We start from the raw sequence: 20,497 nt of genomic DNA on the forward strand, positions 1-20,497 counted from the left end.
GCATGTTCTCGAAGGTTCTCGTCGCCAATCGCGGCGAAATCGCCATCCGGGCGTTCCGCGCCGCCGTCGAGCTGGGGGCGGTCACGGTCGCTTTGTATCCGTACGAGGATCGCAACTCCGAACACCGGCTCAAGGCGGACGAGTCCTACCAGATCGGCGAGGTCGGGCATCCGGTCCGCGCGTATCTGTCGGTCTCCGAGATCATCCACGCCGCCAAACGGGCAGGTGCCGACGCGATCTACCCGGGATACGGGTTCCTGTCGGAGAACCCCGATCTGGCGGCGGCGTGTACTCGTGAAGGCATCACGTTCGTCGGCCCCGGTGCGCACGTTCTCGAGCTGGCGGGGGACAAATCGCGTGCGATCGCCGCGGCTCGCGCCGCGGGGCTGCCGGTGCTGGGATCGTCGGCACCGTCGGCAGATGTCGACGCGCTCCTGGTCGCCGCGCAGTCCATGGCGTTCCCGCTGTTCGTCAAGGCGGTCGCCGGCGGTGGCGGTCGTGGAATGCGTCGGGTGGACGACCCGGGTCAGCTCCGAGAAGCCATCGAATCCGCAGCCCGCGAAGCGGAATCGGCGTTCGGGGATCCCACCGTCTTCCTCGAGCAGGCGGTGGTGAATCCGCGTCACATCGAGGTCCAGATCCTCGCGGACTCCACTGGCGAGGTCATTCACCTCTACGAACGGGACTGTTCTCTGCAGAGGCGCCACCAGAAGGTCGTGGAGATCGCGCCCGCGCCCGGCCTGGCTCCCGAGCTCAGAGACCGGATCTGCGCCGACGCGGTCGCGTTCGCCCGGGCGATCGGCTACACCTGCGCAGGCACCGTCGAATTCCTTCTGGATGAGCAGGGCCGCCACTTCTTCATCGAGATGAATCCACGGATCCAGGTCGAACACACCGTGACGGAGGAGGTCACGGACGTCGACCTGGTGCAGGCCCAGTTGAGGATCGCGTCCGGGGAGACGCTCGCCGACCTCGGGCTGAACCAGGAGTCGATCACGATTCGAGGGGCGGCCCTGCAGTGCCGCATTACCACGGAGGACCCGGCCAACGGGTTCCGCCCGGATACGGGCCGAATCACGGCGTACCGTGCGCCCGGCGGCGCGGGAGTGCGCCTCGATGGCGGGGCGATGCTCGGCGCAGAGATCGGTGGGCACTTCGATTCCATGCTGGTCAAGCTCACATGCCGCGGCCAGGACCTCGCCGCCGCGATCGCGCGGGCACGTCGTGCCGTCGCCGAGTTCCGTATTCGCGGCGTGACCACGAACATCCCATTCCTTCGCGCAGTGCTGGCAGACCCGGACTTCTGTGCTGGGCGCGTCACCACCTCGTTCATCGAGAACAGGCCGGACCTGCTCGGCGTTCGGGCGTCCGCCGACCGCGGTACGAAGATCCTCAACTACCTCGCCGATATCACGGTGAATCGCCCGCATGGTGAGCGGCCGTCCACCGTCTATCCACACACGAAGCTGCCCGAGATCGATATGTCGGCCGCTCCGCGACCAGGATCTCGACAGCGGTTGCAGCAGTTGGGGCCCAGTGGTTTTGCCGCAGCCCTTCGGCAGCAGCCGCAGGTGGCGGTGACCGATACGACGTTCCGCGACGCGCACCAGTCCCTCCTGGCTACGCGAGTGCGGACCCGGGATCTGTTGGGCGTCGCCGGGCACGTCGCCCGGCTGACGCCGGAGCTGCTTTCGATCGAGGCGTGGGGCGGCGCGACCTACGATGTGGCACTGCGCTTTCTGCACGAGGACCCGTGGGACAGGCTCGCCGCGCTCCGCGAGGCAGTGCCCAACATCTGCCTGCAAATGCTCCTCCGCGGACGCAACACCGTGGGATACGAACCGTATCCCGACTCCGTGTCCGCGGCATTCGTGCGGGAGGCGGCGGCTACCGGGGTCGACATCTTCCGGGTCTTCGACGCCCTGAACGATGTCGATCAGATGATTCCGGCGATCGACTCCGTGCTGGAGACCGGCACCGCGGTCGCCGAGGTCGCGATGAGTTACACCGGCGACCTGATGAATCCCGGCGAGCGCATCTACACGTTGGACTACTACCTCCGGCTCGCAGAGCGAATCGTCGACAGCGGGGCTCACGTACTCGCCATCAAGGACATGGCGGGGTTGCTGCGTGCTCCGGCGGCGAAACGGCTTGTGGGCGCGCTCCGTTCTCGGTTCGACCTGCCGATCCATGTCCACACCCACGACACCCCTGGTGGACAGCTGGCGACGTACCTCGCCGCGATCGAGGCGGGCGCGGACGCCGTCGACGGTGCCAGCGCGCCACTGGCGGGCACCACGAGTCAGCCGGCGCTCTCGGCGATCGTCGCCGCGACCGCCCACACCGAGCGGGACACGGGCATCGATCTTCAGGCGGTGTGTGATCTCGAGCCGTACTGGGAGGCGGTTCGGAAGATGTACGCCCCGTTCGATTCGAGTGTTCCTGCGCCGACCGGCCGCGTGTATCGCCACGAGATACCGGGGGGACAGCTGTCGAACCTTCGCCAGCAGGCGGTTGCGTTGGGCCTGGGCGACCGATTCGAAGAGATCGAGTCGAAGTACGCCGATGCGGATCGGGCCCTGGGCCGGTTGGTGAAAGTGACCCCCAGTTCCAAGGTCGTCGGCGACCTCGCACTCGCGATGGTGGGTGGCGGTGTCTCGATCGACGAGTTCACAGCGGATCCCGCCTGCCTGGATATCCCGGATTCCGTCATCGGGTTCCTGCAGGGCGATCTGGGGGTCCCGCCGGCCGGATGGCCCGAGCCGCTGCGCACCCGTGCCCTGGCAGGGCGCGGGCCCGGGAAAGCCGCGATCGAGCTCTCCACCGAGGATTCCGCGATGCTGGCCGGCGGATCGGAGGCCCGGCGGGCGACCCTCAACCGCCTGTTGTTCCCCGCGCCCGCGCGCGCTTTCGAGGCGCACCGTGAACAGTTCGGCGACACGTCTCAGTTGTCCACGAACCAGTTCTTCTACGGCCTGCGGCCGGACGAGGAACACCGTGTGGTCCTCGCCCCGGGGGTTACTCTCCTCATCGGTCTGGAGGCGATCTCCGAGCCGGACGAGCGGGGCATGCGCACGGTGATGTGCATTCTGAACGGTCAGCTACGGCCGGTGAAGGTTCGCGACAATTCGATCGTGTCGGACCACCCGGCCGCCGAGCGCGCGGACAAGAACAATCCTGCGCATGTCGGGGCGCCGTTCGCCGGGGCGGTCGTTACGACTGTCGCGGTCGGTGATCGGGTCGCCGCCGGTGACACCGTCGCGACGATCGAGGCGATGAAGATGGAGGCGTCGATCACCGCGCCGCGCGCGGGCAGAGTCGCACGACTGGCATTCTCGGGAGTTCAGCAAGTGGAGGCCGGGGACCTCATCGCAGAGATCACCCCGATCGAATCGGACGCGCAATGAGTGGAGTCTCGAACGGCCCCGGGGTGCGAAGGCCGCTCCGCCTGGAGGTCCGCAACGCCGAAGTTCCCATCGAGACGAAGCCGGACTGGATCCGCGCTCGCGCCTCGAACGGCCCCGCATACCGCGAACTGCGCGAGCTCGTCCGCCACGAAGGACTCCACACGGTGTGCGAGGAAGCGGGTTGCCCGAACATCTTCGAGTGCTGGGAGGATCGCGAAGCGACGTTTCTCATCGGTGGCGAGCAGTGCACCCGTCGCTGCGACTTCTGCCAGATCGACACCGGTAGGCCTGCGGAGCTGGATCGCGACGAGCCTCGACGCGTCGCCGAGTCCGTGCGAGCGATGCAACTCCAGTACTCGACGATCACTGGTGTGGCGCGAGACGACCTGCCCGATGGTGGCGCGTGGCTCTACGCCGAGACGGTGAGACGGATCCACGCCCTGAATCCTGGTACGGGCGTCGAGAATCTCATTCCTGACTTCAACGGCCGGTCGGACCTGCTCGAGGAGGTGTTCGAGTCCCGGCCGGAGGTTCTGGCGCATAACCTCGAGACCGTTCCTCGGGTCTTCCGGCGGATCCGCCCGGCGTTTCGGTACGACCGTAGTCTGGGAGTGCTGACCGCGGCACGTGCTGCGGGCCTCGTGACGAAGTCGAACCTGATCCTCGGGATGGGGGAGAAGGACGAGGAGATCCGTCAGGCTCTCACTGATCTCCACGACGCGGGCACGGACATCGTCACGATCACGCAGTACCTTCGCCCGTCCCCGCGGCACCTGCCGGTCCACAGGTGGGTGCGCCCCGAAGTCTTCGTCGAACTCTCCGAATTCGCTCGGGGGCTGGGCTTCGCGGCTGTGATGGCCGGCCCTCTCGTCCGGTCGTCGTACCGAGCGGGGCGACTGTATGCCCAGGCTCTTGCGCGCACGGGCCGTCCGCTGCCGGACGGGCTCGCCGGCCTGACGACCGCTGGGACGGCCGCGCAGGAGGCGATCGAAGTCGTCGCGCGAGGTCGGTCGGCCGCGTCGCCGAGCCATGAGGCCCAGCCCGGAGTCCTGCAGGCCGGCCGGGACAAGGCCGCCGGGCGGTGTCATCCGAACAGATGAGTCCGCCCGGATCGGCGGGTACGTGTGGCTCGCGTCGATTGCTCGTGCGTCACCGCACCGAGGCCGGCAGTCGAAATCGGGTGCACCGCGGACGTCGCCCTCGCGCGTCACCCGGGTGGCACGTACGGCGGGCCGTGGTACTAGCGTCGGAGGAGTGACCGACTACAGCTTCACCGCAGCGGGTGTCACCGGCGTGCGCACCGTGACCGACGACGGGGCGGCCCTCCTGACCGTGCCGGTGGACGTGCGCTGGTCCGATATGGACGTCTACCAGCACATCAACAACGCGCGCATGGTGACGCTGCTGGAGGAGGCACGGATCCCGCTTCTCTTCGCGCCGGACGCACCCACCCGCGACCTGCTCGACGGTCTCCTGCTCGCCACGCTCGAGGTCGAGTACCGGGGCCAACTGCGGCACCAGGATTCGCCACTGCAGATCACACTCTGGACCTCCGCGGTGCGGGCCGCGGACTTCGTGGTGCACCACGAGGTCCGGCCCGCCGGTGCCGCCGGCGACAGCGCGCCCGCCGTGGTGGCCCAGGTACGGCTCGCCGCCTTCGACGTGGCCGAGCAGCGGGTGCGCCGCCTGTCGGGCGAGCAGCGCGACTACCTGAAATCGTTCTCGCGGTGAGTGATCGACGCCTGACGGTGGCGGGCGCGGGGCCGCGCTCGAACCTCGCGGCCTTCGTCACGCGGCTGCTGCGCACCGACGATTCGGCCGTGCTCCGGGTGCGCCGGCGCGACGACGAGCACGTCGAGGTCTGGGGACGCACCGGTTTCGGGGTGCTCGCCGTCCGGGTGCTGACGGGGGCCGTCGCGCCCGACTCGCTGGTCTGCAGCGCCGTCACCGTCCTCGATTCGCTCCGCGAGGCACCGTCGGACGAGGGCGGCTACGTGGACACGGGCTTCGCCCTGGACTCGGCGTGGCGCGGGGCCCTGCCGCCCGCGAGCGGCTTCACCCACCTCGATGACGTCCCCGCGCGGGCGCTGCGGGAGGTCGCGGCGCGGGGTGTCGAGGTGGGGCGCGAGACGGGCGGCCCCGCGGGGCCGCCCGCGTCCCTCCTCGATTCCGACGTGGTGAGCGTCAGTTCGGAGGCGATCACCGTGCCGATCAGCCTGCGGACCGCGTTCGCGCTCGAGGCCATGGGTTTCGCCGCCGACGGTGCCGACGAGCCCGTCCGGGTGTCGGCGTCCGCGACCTGGGTCCGGGTCGATGCGCGCTACGGCTCGCTCTACCAGCGGCGCGGGGCCGGCCCGGGCCTGCTGGTCTGATCAGGCCAGCCAGCAGGCGGTGTTCGGCGGCAGCTGCCCGTCGACGAGCGGAGCGCTGGAGAGGATCAGCTCCCCGCCCGGCAGGTTGACGGGCTCGTCCGAGGCGTTGAGCACGCAGGTCAGGCGTCCGCCCACCCGGCGGAAGGCGAGCAGCCCCGTCCGCGGCGCGCCGAACCACTCGATCGCGTCGCCGCGGAACTCCGGGCGCATGCGGCGCAGCTCGATCGCGGTGCGGTACAGCGTCAGCGTCGAGTCGAGGTCCTCGAGCTCCGCCTCGGCGGTGAGGTTCTTCCAGTCGCCCGGCATGGGGAGCCAGGTGTCCGGGTTCGTCGAGAAGCCGTACGGCGGTTCCGTGCCCTGCCAGGGCATCGGCACGCGGCACCCGTCCCGGCCGCGCTCGGTGTGGCCGGACCGCTCCCACATCGGGTCCTGCAGCGCCTCGTCGGGCAGGTCCACGTTGGGCAGGCCCAGTTCGGAGCCGTTGTAGAGGAAGACGGTGCCCGGCAGCGCCAGCTCCACCAGGATCATCGCCCGGGCGCGGGCCACCCCGAGCTCGCCGCCGCCGAAGCGGGTCACCTCGCGCGGCACGTCGTGGTTCGACAACGTCCAGGTCGGGATGCCGCTCACCGATTCGACGGCGATCAGCGAGTTGTCGATCGCCTCGCGGATCTCACGCGAATCCCACTCCGCCTCGGCGAGCCGGAAGTTGAAGCCCAGGTGCAGCTCGTCGGGCCGGATGTACTCCGCGAACCGGTCGTTGTCCTTGCACCAGACCTCGCCGACGGTGACCCGGCCCGGGAACTCGTCCATCACCTGCCGGATGCGCCGGTGGATGGCGTGCACGCCCGGGTTGTTGAAGCGCAGGTCGTTCTCGTCGTTGTCCATGATCCGGTTGTTCTCCAGATCCATGTCCGGCAGGCCCGGCGGCTTCGCCATGCCGTGCGCCACGTCGATCCGGAAGCCGTCCACGCCGCGGCCCAGCCAGAATCGCAGCGTCTGCGCCAGGTCCTGGAAGACGTCCTCGTTCTCCCAGTTCAGGTCGGGCTGCTCCGGCGCGAAGATGTGCAGGTACCACTGCCCGGGGCTGCCGTCGGCCTCGGTCACCCGGTGCCATGCCGGGCCGCCGAAGATGCTGGGCCAGTTGTTGGGCGGCTCGTCGCCGTTCGGGCCGCGACCGTCCCGGAAGATGTAGCGGGCGCGCTCCGGGCTGCCGGGACCGGCGGCCAGCGCGGCCCGGAACCACGGGTGCTGATCGGAGGTGTGGTTCGGGACGAGGTCCATCGTCACCCGGATGCGGTGCGCGTGGGCGGCCGCGATCAGCTCGTCCATGTCCGCGACGGTGCCGAACAACGGGTCGATGTCGCGGGGGTCGGAGACGTCGTAGCCGTGGTCGGCCATGGGGGAGCGCATCACCGGCGAGAGCCACAGCGCGTCGACCCCGAGCAGCTCGAGGTAGCCGAGCCGGTCGATCACGCCGCGCAGATCTCCGACCCCGTCGCCGTTCGAGTCCGAGAACGAGCGGGGGTACACCTGGTAGAAGATCGCGTCCTTCCACCACGGGGCATCGGTGTAGTGGGGCGTGCGGACGGGTGGCGTCATCTCACTCCTGTATCAAGCGCCCATGGGGGTGTTCACGAGCATCTGTGCGGCCATCTCACAGTAGGCCCTCAGCTGCTGCTTGTGATCGGGGCTCATCCGCGCGTCGTCGATCGAGGCGATCGCGACGTCCATGCACCGCAGCCAGGCGTCCCGCTCGAGTTCGGTGATCCGGAAGGGGACGTGCCGCATCCGCAGGCGCGGATGTCCGCGCTGCTCGGAGTACGTGCGCGGGCCGCCCCAGTACTGCTCGAAGAACATGCGCAGCCGCTCCTCGGCGGGGCCCAGGTCCTCCTCCGGGTACAGGGGGCGCAGCAGCACGTCGCGCGCGACCTCCTGGTAGAAGCGGTGGATCAACGCCGCGAAGGTGTCCGCACCGCCGATGGCGTCGTAGAAGCTCTGTTGGTCGGGCGTGCTCACCGCTCCAGTCTCGCACGGTCGCTCGAGCGGGACTCCAGGCCGATGCTTTTGCGGAACCACGTGTTGGCGATACTGTATCGTGCGTGAACACCATCGCGGCCCTGAGCGGGGAACGGCACCCGGTGTCCCTCGGTCTCGGCGACACCGCCGCAGGGATCGGGCGGCTGCACGGGATCGGCGAGGCGCTGGCCCTCGCGACCGGGGACGGCGGTTGCGGGGCCCTGCAGATGCTGCAGGCGATCGCCGATGCGGCGCCCGATCTGGTGTTCGTCAAGGACCGCGAGGGCAGGTACCTGTTCCTCAACGCTGCTGCGGCGAAGGTGAAGGGCGCTCCGGTCGCGGAGGTGCTCGGCAAGGACGACAGGTCGTTCTTCGATGCGGACTTCGCCGCCCGGCTCATGGCGACCGACCGCGAGATCATGGCGAGCGGGGTGGCGCGTGAGGTCGAGGAGTCGCCGATCGTCGATGGCGAGCGCCGTGTCTTCCTCTCGCTCAAGGCGCCGTATCGCGACGATGCCGGCACCGTCGTCGGGATCATCGGCATCTCCCGGGACATCACCGACGCCCAGCGATCCGCCGCTCAGCTGGCGCGCGCGGAAGCCCGCTGGCAGGTCGCGGTGGACTGCTCGGGCGACGGCATCTGGGACTGGGACCTGCGCTCCGGCGAGGTGTTCTACTCCAGCGGGTGGAAGTCGATGCTGGGTCACTCCGACGACGAGATCGGCGACAGCCCGCTGGAGTGGCAGGACCGGGTGCACCCGGAGGACCTGCCGAACGCGCTCGCCGGGCTCCGTCGGCACCTGGAGGGTGACACCGCCGATTACGACAACGATCACCGGATGCGGACGCGTTCGGGCGAATGGCTGTGGATCCGGTGCCGGGCGCGGGTCATCGAGCGGGATGCCGCGGGCGAGGCGCTGCGTGTGGTGGGCATCCTCGTGGACATCTCCGCGGAGGTCGCCGAGCGGCAGCGCGCGGAACAGGTGGCCCACGAGCTGGCGCTGCTCGCGGAGATCGACGAGCTGACGGAGGTCGCGAATCGGCGGGGGTTCAACCGTGCGCTGACCTCGGTGTGGCAGAACGCCCCGGAGACGGGGGTGCCCGTCCACCTCGCATTGGTCGACGTCGACCGCTTCAAGTCGTACAACGACGGTCTCGGGCACGGAGCGGGTGACGAGGCGCTGCGCGCGCTGGCGAGTGTGGTCGCCGGGCTGGCGACCGGAGAAGGGGACATCGCCGCGCGGTACGGCGGAGACGAGTTCGCCCTGCTCCTCACCGGCGACGTCGATCTCGCCGCCGTCCTCGACACCGTGCGCCGCGAGATGTCGGCGCGGAGCCTCACCCACGGCGACGGCACCGTGCTCACGGTCAGTTGTGGCGGGTCGTCGGGGAGCACCGCGTCGGTCACCGCGGGGCGGTTGCTGCGGGAGGCGGACCGTCGGCTCTACGAGGCCAAGGCCACCGGCCGGAACCGGGTGATCGCGGACTGAGTCACCGCGCGTTCACCCGATGGCCCGTCGAAATACGCCGAAATCACCGTGCGGATCGCGGGCGTACGTGGTGCACTACTACAGGCGGCCCGCGCCGAGTCCGGCGGGCCGGTCCGAACGCGAGGAGATTCGATGAAGCGAACGCACGCCGCGGGAACCCCCGCGACCACGGCGCTCGCCGGCGAGTCCCGTTCCCCGGGCGCCGTCTGGGGCAAGCGGCGGGTCCTGCTCCTCAACGCCACCTACGAGCCGCTGACCGCGATCTCGATGCGCAGGGCGATAGTCCTGATGCTCAGGGATAGGGCCGATGTGGTCCACGACGATCCGAACGGTCCGCTGGTGCATTCAGCGGACCGTTCTCTGTCTGTGCCCTCGGTGATCCGGCTGCGCACCTATGTCCGGGTCCCGTACCGGGCCCAGGTGCCCATGACCCGGGCGGCGTTGATGCACCGGGACCGCTTCCGGTGCGGGTACTGCGGCGGCAAGGCCGACACCATCGACCACGTCCAGCCGCGCTCGCGCGGCGGGGCGCACGGCTGGGAGAACTGCGTCGCGTGTTGCGCGTCCTGCAACCACCGGAAGGCCGATCGGCTGCTGTCCGAAATCGGGTGGACGCTGCGGACCGAGCCGCGGGCGCCGCAGGGCCGGCACTGGCGGCTGCTGTCGACGCTCAAGGAGGTCGACCCGATGTGGAGTCGGTATCTCGACCTCGATGCGGCATAGGCTAAGTTGTTCCAAGACTGACCAGCGCCGTCGGGCGTTCGACAGAGAAGGAAAGGGGCCCACAGTGAGCTTGCTCAACATCGTCGGCGGGATCACGGTGATCGCCACGATCGTCGTCGTCGTCCTGTGCGTCATCGGCATGGCCACCGGCCGCAACGAGAAGTACCAGCAGCCGGGCCAGTACAAGCTCGGTGAGCCGTGGACCCGCGAGCCGATGCTGTTCAGCGCGGTCGACGAGGCCCCCGTGGGCCCGCACGGCGCACATCACGGCGACGACCACGCCGCCGACAACGAGAACCTGATCGGGGGTGCCGCTCGTGGCAAGTGGTGATCACACGCAGACCGTCGTCGTCCCGCAGGGCGATCTGCCCATCGGTACGGCCATCACGTCGAGCGGCCGGATCTCCGCCGCGCGCCAGGCGAGCGACAGCCCCTCGAACCCGCCGTTCTCCCGCGAGGAGCTGATCGGCCTCGACGAGGCGCTGATCCGCGCCACGCGCGATGCCCGTGCCCGGTTCTCGGTGTACATCGGCGACCTGGGTGACGATGCGCACGCCGGCGCCGAGGCCGTGCTCCGTCAGGCCCCCGAGCCCGAGTACGCGGCTCTCATCGCCGTCTCGCCGAACACGCGCGACATCGTGGTCCTCACCGGCAGCGGCGTGGCCGACCGCCTGGGCGACAAGGTCGCGCAGCTCGGCGTCACCGCCGCGATCCCGCCCTTCCAGGCCGGCGATCTCATCGACGGCATCATCGCCGCGCTGCGCGTCATGGCCTCGGCCGTGAAGCCGCCCACCGCGTAGCACAAGCACGAGGAACGGCCCACCGGATCCGATCCGGTGGGCCGTTCCTCGTCCAGGGATTTTCCCCAGGGGGCTGCGGCCCCGTCAGCGCTCGGTGGCGTCAGCGTTCGGCGGCCGCCAGGTCCCGTCCCTCCGCGTACAGCTCCGTCGCCTCCTCCGGAGTGTCCACCTGTGGCGCGGATCCGAGGAGGGGCTGCGTCGCGGTCTCGCGCATCGCCACGACGGCGATCAGGCCGACGATGCCGCTGACGATCAGGTAGAAGCCGGGCACCAGGTCGTTCTTGGTGGCGTCGACGAGTGCGGAGGTGATCAGCGGCGTCGTGCCGCCGAACGCCGAGACGGCCACGTTGAACCCGAGGCCCAGCGCGCCGTAGCGGACGGCCGTGGGGAACAGGGCCGGCAGCGTCGACGCCGTGGGCGCCGCGAAGCAGGCGAGGACGGCGCCGAAGACGATGCAGGCCACGACGGGACCCCACAGCGAGCCGTGGCGCAGGAGCCAGAACGCGGGTACCGCGACGACGATCTGCACGACGGCCGCGGTGGCGAAGACGGCCCTGCGGCCGACGATGTCGCTCAGGTGCCCCACGAGCAGGATCAGGGCGACCACGACCAGCATCGCGAGGAGCACCAGCATGTCGGCCGACAGCTGGCTGCGGTGCGCCACCTCGGTGAGATAGGTCGGTAGGTACGCCGTGATCATGTAGTTGGTCACGTTGTAGAGGATCACCAGGCCCATGCACACCAGCAGCGGGCGCCACAGCTTGGTGACGATCACCAGGAGCTCGTGCTGGGGCGTCTCGGCCGACTTCATGGCGGTCTCGTGCGCGTCCAGCTGCGCCTGGAAGGCGGGGGTGTCCTCGAGCTTGAGCCGCAGGTACAGGCCGATCAGGCCCATCGGCCCGGCGATGAAGAACGGGATCCGCCAGCCCCAGGAGAGCATGTCCGCCTCGGACAGTGACGCGTTGAGGATCGTGACCACCAGCGAGGCGCATGAATAGCCGATGAACGTGCCGAAGTCGAGCCAGCTGCCCAGGAATCCGCGGCGCTTGTCGGGGGAGTACTCGGCGATGAAGGTGGTCGCGCCGCCGTACTCGCCGCCGGTGGAGAAGCCCTGTACCAGCCGCGCGCACAGCAGCAGGATCGGCGCCCACATCCCGATCGCGGCGTACGAGGGGATCAGGCCCACGGCGAAGGTGCCGATCGACATCATGATCATCGTGGCCGCGAGCACCTTCTGCCGGCCGACGCGGTCGCCCATGAGGCCGAAGACGATCCCGCCCAGCGGGCGCACGAAGAAGGCGGCGGCGAAGGTGCCGAAGGTGGCGAGCAACTGGCCGGTGTGCGAGAGGCCCTCGAAGAAGACCTTGCCGAGCGTGGTGGCGAGGTAGGCGTACACGCCGAAGTCGAACCACTCCATCATGTTCCCCAGCGCCGCCGCGGTGATCGCCCGCTTGAGCATCGGCCGGTCGACGACGGTGATGGACTCCTTCGTCAGCGGTGGCTTCCGCCGGAAGAGCCGTGCCAGCGTGCGGCGGCGCGAGGTGCGTACGTTCTCCGCGCCCCAGCCGACTATGTGCAGTTCGCCCGATTCTGTTCGCGTCCTGTCCATTTCTTCACGCTAACAAGATTTCCTAACGATATGGCAGTGGGCCCGTGAGCTCGGACCTTTTGTGCCGATATACGGTGATAACACGTCGGGGCGGGGTTCACGCCTCGGCGGCTCCGGTCCGAACGTCGGGGACCAGGTGAATCGTGTGTGTGGGATGCGCCAGTGCCGATCCGTTGTCGAACGTCACCACGCGGGACTCGTGCGCCACGGCCAGCGCGACCAGATAGGAATCGGTCACTTGGCGGTGGCCGCGAACGGCCGTGAGGTCCATCTCGCGGTACGAGACCGAGTCCGGCCAGAACTCGACACCGTCGAGTCGGTGAAGATGCGCGAGGATCGTCGCGATGGTGCCTGTGCCCTCGCCGACCCGCACTAGGAAACGCACTAACGCACCCTCGGTTATCGGGCAGAGCGCGACGGAGGGGTTGGCGGCCAGCCATGCTTCCGCGACGGCGTGGTGCGGATGATCGGTCGAGACGGCGGCGATCAGCACGCTCGCATCCAACAGCGTTGCCCGGCTCACTCGTCCTCGTCGATCAGGTCGGCGATCTCTTCGGACGTGAACGTGCGCCCGGAGGAGATCGTCGGGAATCCGGTGATCGGGCTCGGGACGACGCGATGCGGATCGTCCAGCGAGGCGAGGCCGCGGCGGGCCAGGTCGCTGATGACGCTCGACAGCGATTCGTGGCGTTCCTCGGCGATCTCCTTCGCTCGCCGGTGTAGAGCGGGCGGTAGATCGACGGTGGTCCTCATGGGTGCATCGTAGGTGATGAAGCTATGATGCACCAGGTCGGAGCGGGTTACCGGTCGGGGAATTCCCCGTCCACGTAGAGCCACCGTCCGTCCTCCCGGACGAACCGGGAGCGCTCGTGCAGCACGCCGTGCCCGTCCGGCCCGACGTACGTGGCCCGGAACTCCACGATGCCGGAATCATCGGCCGCGGCACCGTCGACGGTGTCGACGATCTGCAGGCCGCGCCAGCGCAGTCCCGCGTCGAGGGTGAGGTCCGCCGGGCGGGTGCTGGGATGCCACGACGCGAGGAGCCACGCCGTGTCGCCGTCGCGGAAGGCGGCGAATCGGGAACGCATCAATGCCTCGGCGGTCTCAGGGGTGTGGTCCGTGTCCATCCGTGCAGCGTACGGCGATGGCGATCACATTGTGTACACCCGATATTCATGTTCTGATCTAAACAAAGTATTGATATCTCAATGATTGGACACGGTATGAACCTCACCCGGACGATCCGTAACTCCATCGCGACAGCGCTCACCGTCGGCACCCTGGTACTGAGCATCGCGGCGCAGGTGAGCGCGGCACCGTCGACCCCCAAACAGGTCGTGACGGCCTTCTACACCGAGGGATTCGTGCAGCGCGACATCGCCGGAGCGGCGCAGCGCTACATCGGCGAGCACTACATCCAGCACAATCCCGAGGTCGCCGACGGTCGCGAGGCCTTCGTCGCGGCACTCGCGCCCGTCGTGAAGGATCCGAAGAACCGCACGTCCATCGTGCGCGTCGTCGCCGAGGGCGACATCGTGGTCGTCTACGCGAAGTCGGTCTACGACGGCAAGGCGCGGGCCGTGGTCGACATCTTCCGCGTGGCCCACGGCAAGATCGTCGAGCACTGGGACGTCATCCAGGACGACCCCGGCCGGACCGTCAGCGGTCACCCGTTCATCGGCTGACCGACGTGCAACGGCCCCGGGATCACCCGATCCCGGGGCCGTTCTCGGTACGTCGTCAGCTGCGGTCGAAGGCCCGCGCGGCCAGCGAGCGGACGATGCCCGCGCGACCCTCGAGCACGAGGCGGCGCAGCGCCGGCGGATGCTCGCCCGCGAGCCAGGCGTCCGCCGCGGCCACGGCCTCGTCGGAGACGTCCCAGGACGGGTAGAGGCCCACGACGACCGTCTGCGCGACCTCGGAGGAGCGGCGGCCCCACACCTCGTCGATCGAGGCGAAGTACCGGGAGGTGAAGGGCGCCAGGAGCTCGCCCTGGCCCGGTGCGACGATGCCGGCGGCGATCGCGCGGGTCAGCGTGTTCGACAGTGAGTCGTCGCCGAAGACCTTCTCCCAGGCCTCCTCCTTGACCCGGATGTCCGGGCGGGCGGCCAGCGCGGCGGCGGCGGACCGCTCGCCCGCGGCCGTGGGATCGCGCAGCACCTCGGCGTCGATCTCGTCGGCGCCGACCGCTCCGGCGCGGGCCAGGGCCGTCAGGAGCCGCCAGCGCAGGTCGGTGTCGACGGTCAGCCCCGCCAGCCCGACGGAGGCGGGTTCGGCACCGTCGTACAGCGCCCGGAGCGTCTCGACCTCGGCCAGGCCCAGGGCCGACGCGGCCAGCGCGTTGACGAAGGCCAGCTGGAAGTCCGAGCCGTCCTCGGCCTCCCGGGCCAGGCGCAGCAGGCCGGAGGCGAGCCGCTCGCGGCCCTCGGCGGCGGCCCACGCGGGGTCGGCGTAGGACTCGACGGCGGTCTGCGCCTGCAGCACGACGCGCTGCACCACGCCCACCTCGGTCTCGGCGCCGATCCCGCCGAGCACCAGCTCGACGAAGTCGCGGGCCTTCATCTCTGCCTGTCGCGTCATCTCCCACGCGGCCGACCAGCCGAGGGTGCGGGGGAGCGAGTCGGCGATGTCGGCGATCCGGTTCGTCACGGTCGCCAGCGACACCGGGTCCAGGCGCACGGAGCAGTAGGTCAGGTCGTCGTCGTTGATCAGCACGAGCTCGCCGCGGTGCACGCCGACGAGCTCGGGCACGTCGGTGCGCTCCCCGGCGACGTCGAGTTCGACGCGCTCGGTGCGCACCAGCTTGCCGTCCTGGTCGGCGTAGACACCGACGGCGAGGCGGTGCGTGCGCAGCTCACCCGCTCCCGGCTGCGCGCCCTCCTGGACGATGGTGAACCGGGTGAAGTTCCCGGCGTCGTCGACCTCGAAGTCCGGCCGCAGGATGTTGATGCCGGTGGTCTTGAGCCACTGGGCGCCCCAGTCCGAGAGGTCGCGGCCCGACGAGGCCTCCAGCGCCCGCAGCAGGTCGTCGAAGGTGGCGTTGCCGAACTTGTGCTCCACGAAGTAGGTGCGCAGGCCGGCGAGGAAGGGTTCGAGTCCCACGTAGGCGACCAACTGCTTGAGCACCGAGGCGCCCTTGGCGTAGGTGATCCCGTCGAAGTTGACCTCGACGGCCTGCAGGTCCGGGATGTCGGCCGCGACGGGGTGCGTCGACGGCAGCTGGTCCTGCCGGTACGCCCAGGACTTCTCGACGTTGGCGAAGGTGGTCCACGCCGAGGTGTACTCGGTGGCCTCGGCCTGGCTGAGCACCGAGGCGAAGGTCGCGAAGGACTCGTTCAGCCACAGGTCGTCCCACCAGCGCATGGTCACCAGGTCGCCGAACCACATGTGCGCCATCTCGTGCAGCACGGTCTCGCAGCGCCGCTCGTAGAGGTACCGAGTGACCTTCGACCGGAAGACGTAGTCCTCGAGGAAGGTGACGGCGCCCGCGTTCTCCATGGCGCCCGCGTTGAACTCCGGCACGAACAGCTGGTCGTACTTGCCGAAGGCGTAGGGGATGCCGAAGTTCTTGTGGTAGAAGCCGAAACCCTGCTTGGTCTCGGTGAACAGCCGGTCGGCGTCCATGTATTCGGCGAGGCTCGCGCGGCAGAACAGGCGCAGGTCGATCGTGCCGTGCTCGTCGGTGTAGGCGTCGCTCCACACCGCGTACGGGCCGGCGATGAGCGCGACGAGGTAGGTCGACATCGGCTCCGTCGTGACGAAGGTCCAGCGGTGTGCGCCGGTCGGCAGCGGCTCCCGGGTCGCCTCGGCGCCGCCCGTCACCACGGTCCAGGCCGACGGTGCCGTGACGCTCACGTCGAAGACGGCCTTGAGGTCCGGCTGGTCGAAGCATGCGAACATGCGCTTGGCGTCGGCCGTCTCGAACTGGGAGTACAGGTACACCGCGCCGTCGGCGGGGTCGACGAAGCGGTGCAGGCCCTCGCCGGTGTTGGAGTAGAAGAACCGGCCGGAGATCACCAGCTCGTTCTCGGCCGCGAGGCCGTGCAGGGCGAGGCCGCCCTCCTCGGTGTAGCCGGAGGTGTCGACGGGCCGCCCGTTGAGCGTCGCCGTGATGCTGCTGGCGATGAGGTCGACGAAGGTCTCCGCACCCGGCGTCGCCGTGAAGGTGATCGTCGTGGTCGACCCGAAGGTCTTCTCGCCGGGCGCATCCGCCCCGTCGGTGAGGTCGAGGTCGATGGCGTAGCGCGAGACGGAGACCGTTGCGGCGCGCTCGGCGGCCTGGACCCGGGTGAGATTGGGCGCGGACAAGGGGGACGCTCCTTCGCGATGCGGCGGACTCATGTCGGTCGCGGGCCGGGCGGACCGGCGCGACCCGTCCCACAATGCCATCCACGCGCGGCGTGCGCCCGGGCGGGAAGCAGAACGCGCCGCGGGGTGTTGCAACGAGAAGCACGACCGTGCCAGTGACCCTCCCACGAGCAGGAGCCGCAGTGACCGACACCGCCCCGTCCACCGCCAAGGATCGCGTCGAATTCTGGTTCGACCCGCTGTGTCCGTGGTGCTGGATCACCTCGCGCTGGATCCTCGAGGTCGAGAAGGTCCGCGACATCGACATCCAGTTCCACGTGATGAGCCTCGCCGTCCTCAACGAGGGCCGTGAGGACCTGCCGGAGGTCTACCAGGAGCTGATGAAGACGGCGTGGGATCCGGTCCGCGTGCTCATCGCCGCCGCGCAGCGCCACGGTGACGAGGTGCTGCCGAAGCTGTACACCGCCATGGGCACCCGGATCCACAACGAGCAGAACAAGGACTTCGCGGTGGTGATCGCCGAGTCTCTCGCCGAGACCGGGCTCGAATCCGATCTCGCCGCCGCCGCGAACAGCACGGACTTCGACGAGGCGCTGCGCGCGAGCCACCACGCCGGCATGGACAAGGTGGGTCCGGACGTCGGCACCCCCACCATCCACGTCAACGGCGTCGCCTTCTTCGGCCCCGTCCTCTCCCGCATCCCGCGCGGCGAGGATGCCGGACGGGTCTGGGACGGCACCGTACTCCTGGCGAGCTACCCGCACTTCTTCGAACTCAAGCGCACGCGCACCGAGGAACCCGAGTTCGACTGAGCACGTCTCCCGGGCCGCGTCGGGTTCAGGCGCCGAACGGTCCGTTCGGGGGAGTGCCGGGGAACTGCGGAGGGCCGTACGGGCCCGTCGGACCGGAGTGCACGTGACCCGGTCCGACGATGCCCGACGGTGCCTGCCCGGGAGCGGGGGCCAGGACCTCCTGGTGCGTGTACGACGGGACCGGACCTGCAGGAACGACGGCGCCGCCACCGACGCCGCGCATCGGGCCGGTCGGCGGGAACCACAGGGAGCCGGCCTTCGTACGGTTGCGCAGCGCGGCCGCACGCCAGGTCAGGACGGGGTGCGAGGCCATGAGGTTCACGAGCCAGGTGAAGAAGCCCTTGTCGGTGGAGGCGCGGTCGGCCAGCTGGTCGAAATCGACCTCCTTGCCGAGGTACTTGCCCGCGCCCATCAGGCCCATCCCGCCGGGAATCCCGGCCGGCGCGTTGAAGTAGCCGTAGTTGTCCGCCGTGTACTCCTGCGCCCGCGAGAGCGCGGGGCCGAGCACCGGGACGTAGCTCATCGCGAACGAGCCGATCTGCCGCCAGTAGGAGACGTGGCCCGCGGCGATGTGCCCGACCTCGTGCCCGATGATGTACGCCAGCGCCTCGGGATCGCGGGCCTTGCCGCCGATCTCGAAGAGATCGCTGTAGACCACCACGAACCGGCGGAAGCCGTGCCCGGAGGCGAAGGCGTTGATCTGGCCGTTGCCGAGCACGACGAAGGCGTCCGGAACCTCGCGCAGGCCGTACCGCGCGGCCGCCTCGCGCACCATCCGGTAGCCCTCGGGGAACTGCGTGGGCGTCATCTGCACGCCCTGTACGCGAGGCGCCGCCCAGGTCGTGCCTCGGGCGAACCAGATCACCACCGGCACCGCGAGCAGGATCAGCAGGTAGGAGTCGATGCTCCCGCGCATCGCGAGCGTCAGCGCGCCCGCGTAGATCAGGACGGTCACGAGGATCACCACCACCAGCAGCGGGATCTCCCACGGATGGCGCCGCGGCGCGCCGGCGTAGGCCGGGGGCTGGGGCACGGGCGGGATCGGGCCCGCGGGGCCGCCGGGGAACCCGCCGGCCGGGAAGGCCGGGAAGCCGCTGCCCGAGAAACTCCCGCCCGGGACCTGCCCGCTCGGGACGTGCGAGCCGTGGAACCGGCCGGTGGGGAACTGCGGGCCCTCGCCCGAGCCGGCGGAAGCGCCGAGGCCCGCAGTGACCGACGGTGCGTGGGCGCCCAGCTCGGGCAGCTCCTGGTGGGCGCCCGGCCGGTGCTGCTCGGTAGGGAAGTCCGTGGCCGGGAAGGCGGACGTGGCGGCGGCGGACGGCGACTCGGCGCAGGTCTCCCCGGGCTGCACGACGGGGAAGAAGCCCGTGCTTGGCATCGTCGACTCGTCGGGCTCGGCGCTGAAGGCCCCGCTGCGGGCGGACTCGGTGGGGGAGGAGTCGCCCTGCGGCTCCTGGCCCCGGGTCTGCTCGGTGCTGTCATCCATGCCAACGAATGTAGGCTGTGCCGCCTTCGGATGTGCGCGCGACGCGTGTCAGACTGTGCTCATGCGCGTTTACCTCGGCGGCGACCATGCCGGTTTCGAACTGAAGTCCCAGATCATCGAGCACCTGACGGCAGCCGGCCACGAGGTCGTGGACTGCGGGGCACACACCTACGACGCCCTCGACGACTACCCGGCGTTCTGCATCGACGCCGCAACCCGCGTCGTCGCCGACCCGGGCAGCCTCGGCATCGTGCTCGGCGGTAGCGGCAACGGCGAGCAGATCGCCGCGAACAAGGTGCCCGGCGCCCGGTGCGCCCTCGCGTGGAGCGTCGAGACGGCGAAGCTGGCCCGCGAGCACAACAACGCGCAGCTCATCGGCATCGGCGGCCGCATGCACAGCACGGAGGAGGCGCTCGCGATCGTCGATGCCTTCCTCGCGCAGCCCTGGTCGGAGGAGCCCCGGCACCAGCGCCGCATCGACATCCTCTCGGAGTACGAGCGCACGGGCGTCGCGCCCGCCGTTCCCGGCGCCCCCGAGGCCTGACCGGCCCGGCACCGCCACCGTCCATGCCCGAAGGGCACACACTCCACCGGCTCGCCCTCGCCCACGACGCACTGTTCGCGGGCGAGGGCGTCCGTGTCTCCAGCCCGCAGGGGCGGTTCGGCCCGGAGGCGCGGCGCCTCGACGGCCGGGTCTTCGAGCGCGCCGACTCCTGGGGCAAGCACCTGTGGCACCGCTACGAGGGCGGGCTGATCGTCCACGTGCATCTGGGCCTCTACGGTGCCTTCACCGACTTCGGCCTGTCCGACGGTGCGCCGCCGCCCGAGGGAGGGCAAGAGGGACGGCACTCGCCGGACTCGGATGACCGGAGCCGGGTACCGCCCGTGGTGGGTCAGGTACGGTACCGCATCGTCGGACCGCGTGGCGGCACCGACCTGCGCGGCCCCACCGCGTGTGAGCTGGTCACGGAGGAGCAGGTCGACGGTGTCCTCGCCCGCCTCGGGCCCGACCCCCTGCGTCCCGACTCCGATCCCGACGACGCCTGGCGGCGCATCGAGCGTTCCCGCCGCCCGATCGGCGCCCTGCTGATGGACCAGAAGGTGATGGCGGGCGTCGGCAACGTCTATCGCGCCGAGGTCCTCTTCCGCGCCGGGATCGATCCGCATCGCGAGGGCCGCGACCTCGCGCGGCCGGAGTTCGATGCGATCTGGGCGGACCTCGTCGCGCTCATGCCGATCGGCGTCGAGCGCGGCCGCATGCACGTGGTCCGTCCCGAACACGACCACGGCGCACCGTCGTACGCCGAGGACCGGCCTCGCACCTACGTCTACCGGCGCACCGGTGAACCCTGCCGCGTCTGCGGTACGCCCGTGCGCACCGAGGTGATGGAGGCGCGGAACCTGTACTGGTGCCCCACCTGCCAGCGCTGACCGCCTGTTAGCTCGGACACATCACCGGTTTCTTAACATGGAT

The 20,497-nt window shown here is 69.8% G+C and carries 20 protein-coding genes; 12 read left to right on the forward strand and 8 right to left on the reverse strand.

Annotated elements, in window-relative coordinates:
* The first annotated feature begins 2 nt into the window (after nt 1-2).
* The 4 genes from AC21LY_RS12050 to AC21LY_RS12065 all read left to right on the forward strand — a co-directional run bounded on the left by AC21LY_RS12050 (nt 3) and on the right by AC21LY_RS12065 (nt 5,779).
* A complete protein-coding gene (locus tag AC21LY_RS12050) occupies nt 3-3,407 on the forward strand; it encodes a pyruvate carboxylase (RefSeq protein WP_489046710.1) in 3,405 nt (1,134 codons plus the stop codon).
* A complete protein-coding gene (gene lipA, locus AC21LY_RS12055) occupies nt 3,404-4,507 on the forward strand; it encodes a lipoyl synthase (RefSeq protein ID WP_489046711.1) in 1,104 nt (367 codons plus the stop codon). The genes AC21LY_RS12050 and lipA overlap by 4 nt, the downstream gene beginning before the upstream one ends.
* 202 nt (nt 4,508-4,709) lie before the next feature.
* Complete coding sequence (locus AC21LY_RS12060; RefSeq protein WP_489046785.1) at nt 4,710-5,138, forward strand: acyl-CoA thioesterase; 429 nt, start codon at nt 4,710-4,712, stop codon at nt 5,136-5,138.
* Nucleotides 5,135-5,779, forward strand: a complete 645-nt coding sequence (locus AC21LY_RS12065; protein ID WP_489046712.1) for a DUF8185 domain-containing protein — start codon at nt 5,135-5,137, stop codon at nt 5,777-5,779. The genes AC21LY_RS12060 and AC21LY_RS12065 overlap by 4 nt, the downstream gene beginning before the upstream one ends.
* On the opposite strand, the gene AC21LY_RS12070 is transcribed toward AC21LY_RS12065, so the two are convergent.
* Nucleotides 5,780-7,378 carry a glycoside hydrolase family 13 protein gene (locus AC21LY_RS12070; RefSeq protein ID WP_489046713.1) on the reverse strand — a complete coding sequence of 533 codons (1,599 nt, stop codon included), beginning with the start codon at nt 7,376-7,378 and terminating at the stop codon, nt 5,780-5,782.
* A gap of 12 nt (nt 7,379-7,390) precedes the next feature.
* Complete coding sequence (locus AC21LY_RS12075) at nt 7,391-7,795, reverse strand: globin (RefSeq protein WP_489046714.1); 405 nt, start codon at nt 7,793-7,795, stop codon at nt 7,391-7,393.
* A gap of 83 nt (nt 7,796-7,878) precedes the next feature.
* On the opposite strand from AC21LY_RS12075, the gene AC21LY_RS12080 reads away from it, so the two are divergent.
* The 4 genes from AC21LY_RS12080 to AC21LY_RS12095 all read left to right on the forward strand — a co-directional run bounded on the left by AC21LY_RS12080 (nt 7,879) and on the right by AC21LY_RS12095 (nt 10,808).
* Nucleotides 7,879-9,285: a sensor domain-containing diguanylate cyclase gene (locus AC21LY_RS12080; RefSeq protein ID WP_489046715.1), complete on the forward strand. Its 1,407-nt coding sequence runs from the start codon at nt 7,879-7,881 to the stop codon at nt 9,283-9,285.
* Nucleotides 9,286-9,417: 132 nt separating this feature from the next.
* Nucleotides 9,418-10,008, forward strand: a complete 591-nt coding sequence (locus AC21LY_RS12085; RefSeq protein ID WP_489046716.1) for an HNH endonuclease — start codon at nt 9,418-9,420, stop codon at nt 10,006-10,008.
* Nucleotides 10,009-10,072: 64 nt separating this feature from the next.
* Entirely contained in the window at nt 10,073-10,339 is a 267-nt protein-coding gene (ctaJ, locus tag AC21LY_RS12090; RefSeq protein ID WP_489046717.1) for an aa3-type cytochrome oxidase subunit CtaJ, read from the forward strand.
* Complete coding sequence (locus AC21LY_RS12095; protein ID WP_489046718.1) at nt 10,326-10,808, forward strand: DUF5130 domain-containing protein; 483 nt, start codon at nt 10,326-10,328, stop codon at nt 10,806-10,808. The genes ctaJ and AC21LY_RS12095 overlap by 14 nt, the downstream gene beginning before the upstream one ends.
* Before the next feature lie 100 nt (nt 10,809-10,908).
* Here the strand turns inward: AC21LY_RS12095 and AC21LY_RS12100 are convergent, their stop codons facing one another.
* The 4 genes from AC21LY_RS12100 to AC21LY_RS12115 form a co-directional block, all read right to left on the reverse strand.
* On the reverse strand, nt 10,909-12,417 hold the full coding sequence (locus AC21LY_RS12100) for an MFS transporter (protein ID WP_489046719.1): 1,509 nt from the start codon (nt 12,415-12,417) through the stop codon (nt 10,909-10,911).
* Between the two features lie 97 nt (nt 12,418-12,514).
* On the reverse strand, nt 12,515-12,940 hold the full coding sequence (locus AC21LY_RS12105) for a TA system VapC family ribonuclease toxin (RefSeq protein WP_489046720.1): 426 nt from the start codon (nt 12,938-12,940) through the stop codon (nt 12,515-12,517).
* Nucleotides 12,937-13,170, reverse strand: a complete 234-nt coding sequence (locus AC21LY_RS12110) for an antitoxin (protein WP_489046721.1) — start codon at nt 13,168-13,170, stop codon at nt 12,937-12,939. Before AC21LY_RS12110 ends, AC21LY_RS12105 begins: the two co-directional genes overlap by 4 nt.
* 47 nt (nt 13,171-13,217) lie before the next feature.
* The gene (locus tag AC21LY_RS12115) at nt 13,218-13,544 is read right to left on the reverse strand and encodes a YchJ family protein (RefSeq protein WP_489046722.1); all 327 of its coding nucleotides are present in this window, start codon (nt 13,542-13,544) and stop codon (nt 13,218-13,220) included.
* 96 nt (nt 13,545-13,640) lie between these two features.
* Between AC21LY_RS12115 and AC21LY_RS12120 the strand changes: the two genes are divergently transcribed.
* The gene (locus AC21LY_RS12120; protein WP_489046723.1) at nt 13,641-14,102 is read left to right on the forward strand and encodes a nuclear transport factor 2 family protein; all 462 of its coding nucleotides are present in this window, start codon (nt 13,641-13,643) and stop codon (nt 14,100-14,102) included.
* A 55-nt stretch (nt 14,103-14,157) separates the two neighbouring features.
* On the opposite strand, the gene pepN is transcribed toward AC21LY_RS12120, so the two are convergent.
* On the reverse strand, nt 14,158-16,725 hold the full coding sequence (gene pepN, locus AC21LY_RS12125) for an aminopeptidase N (protein WP_489046724.1): 2,568 nt from the start codon (nt 16,723-16,725) through the stop codon (nt 14,158-14,160).
* 182 nt (nt 16,726-16,907) lie between these two features.
* Here pepN and AC21LY_RS12130 point away from each other — a divergent pair, with 182 nt between their 5' ends.
* Nucleotides 16,908-17,537: a mycothiol-dependent nitroreductase Rv2466c family protein gene (locus AC21LY_RS12130; RefSeq protein ID WP_489046726.1), complete on the forward strand. Its 630-nt coding sequence runs from the start codon at nt 16,908-16,910 to the stop codon at nt 17,535-17,537.
* A gap of 25 nt (nt 17,538-17,562) precedes the next feature.
* On the opposite strand, the gene AC21LY_RS12135 is transcribed toward AC21LY_RS12130, so the two are convergent.
* On the reverse strand, nt 17,563-18,780 hold the full coding sequence (locus AC21LY_RS12135) for a M48 family metallopeptidase (protein ID WP_489046786.1): 1,218 nt from the start codon (nt 18,778-18,780) through the stop codon (nt 17,563-17,565).
* Between the two features lie 304 nt (nt 18,781-19,084).
* Here AC21LY_RS12135 and AC21LY_RS12140 point away from each other — a divergent pair, with 304 nt between their 5' ends.
* Nucleotides 19,085-19,567 carry a ribose-5-phosphate isomerase gene (locus AC21LY_RS12140; RefSeq protein ID WP_489046727.1) on the forward strand — a complete coding sequence of 161 codons (483 nt, stop codon included), beginning with the start codon at nt 19,085-19,087 and terminating at the stop codon, nt 19,565-19,567.
* A gap of 23 nt (nt 19,568-19,590) precedes the next feature.
* Nucleotides 19,591-20,454, forward strand: coding sequence for an Fpg/Nei family DNA glycosylase (locus AC21LY_RS12145; protein WP_489046728.1), 864 nt, complete (start codon nt 19,591-19,593; stop codon nt 20,452-20,454).
* The last annotated feature ends 43 nt before the right edge of the window (nt 20,455-20,497 follow it).

It is taken from the genome of Tsukamurella sp. II2bb, from assembly GCF_057815145.1.

Bases quoted from the DNA above. Each gene is read 5' to 3' on its own strand.
- AC21LY_RS12050 (WP_489046710.1), top strand. From the start codon at position 3: ATGTTCTCGAAGGTTCTCGTCGCCAATCGCGGCGAAATCGCCATCCGG.
- lipA (WP_489046711.1), top strand. From the start codon at position 3,404: ATGAGTGGAGTCTCGAACGGCCCCGGGGTGCGAAGGCCGCTCCGCCTG.
- AC21LY_RS12070 (WP_489046713.1), bottom strand. From the start codon at position 7,378: ATGACGCCACCCGTCCGCACGCCCCACTACACCGATGCCCCGTGGTGG.
- AC21LY_RS12085 (WP_489046716.1), top strand. From the start codon at position 9,418: ATGAAGCGAACGCACGCCGCGGGAACCCCCGCGACCACGGCGCTCGCC.
- AC21LY_RS12100 (WP_489046719.1), bottom strand. From the start codon at position 12,417: ATGGACAGGACGCGAACAGAATCGGGCGAACTGCACATAGTCGGCTGG.
- AC21LY_RS12110 (WP_489046721.1), bottom strand. From the start codon at position 13,170: ATGAGGACCACCGTCGATCTACCGCCCGCTCTACACCGGCGAGCGAAG.
- AC21LY_RS12115 (WP_489046722.1), bottom strand. From the start codon at position 13,544: ATGGACACGGACCACACCCCTGAGACCGCCGAGGCATTGATGCGTTCC.
- AC21LY_RS12120 (WP_489046723.1), top strand. From the start codon at position 13,641: ATGAACCTCACCCGGACGATCCGTAACTCCATCGCGACAGCGCTCACC.
- AC21LY_RS12140 (WP_489046727.1), top strand. From the start codon at position 19,085: ATGCGCGTTTACCTCGGCGGCGACCATGCCGGTTTCGAACTGAAGTCC.
- AC21LY_RS12145 (WP_489046728.1), top strand. From the start codon at position 19,591: ATGCCCGAAGGGCACACACTCCACCGGCTCGCCCTCGCCCACGACGCA.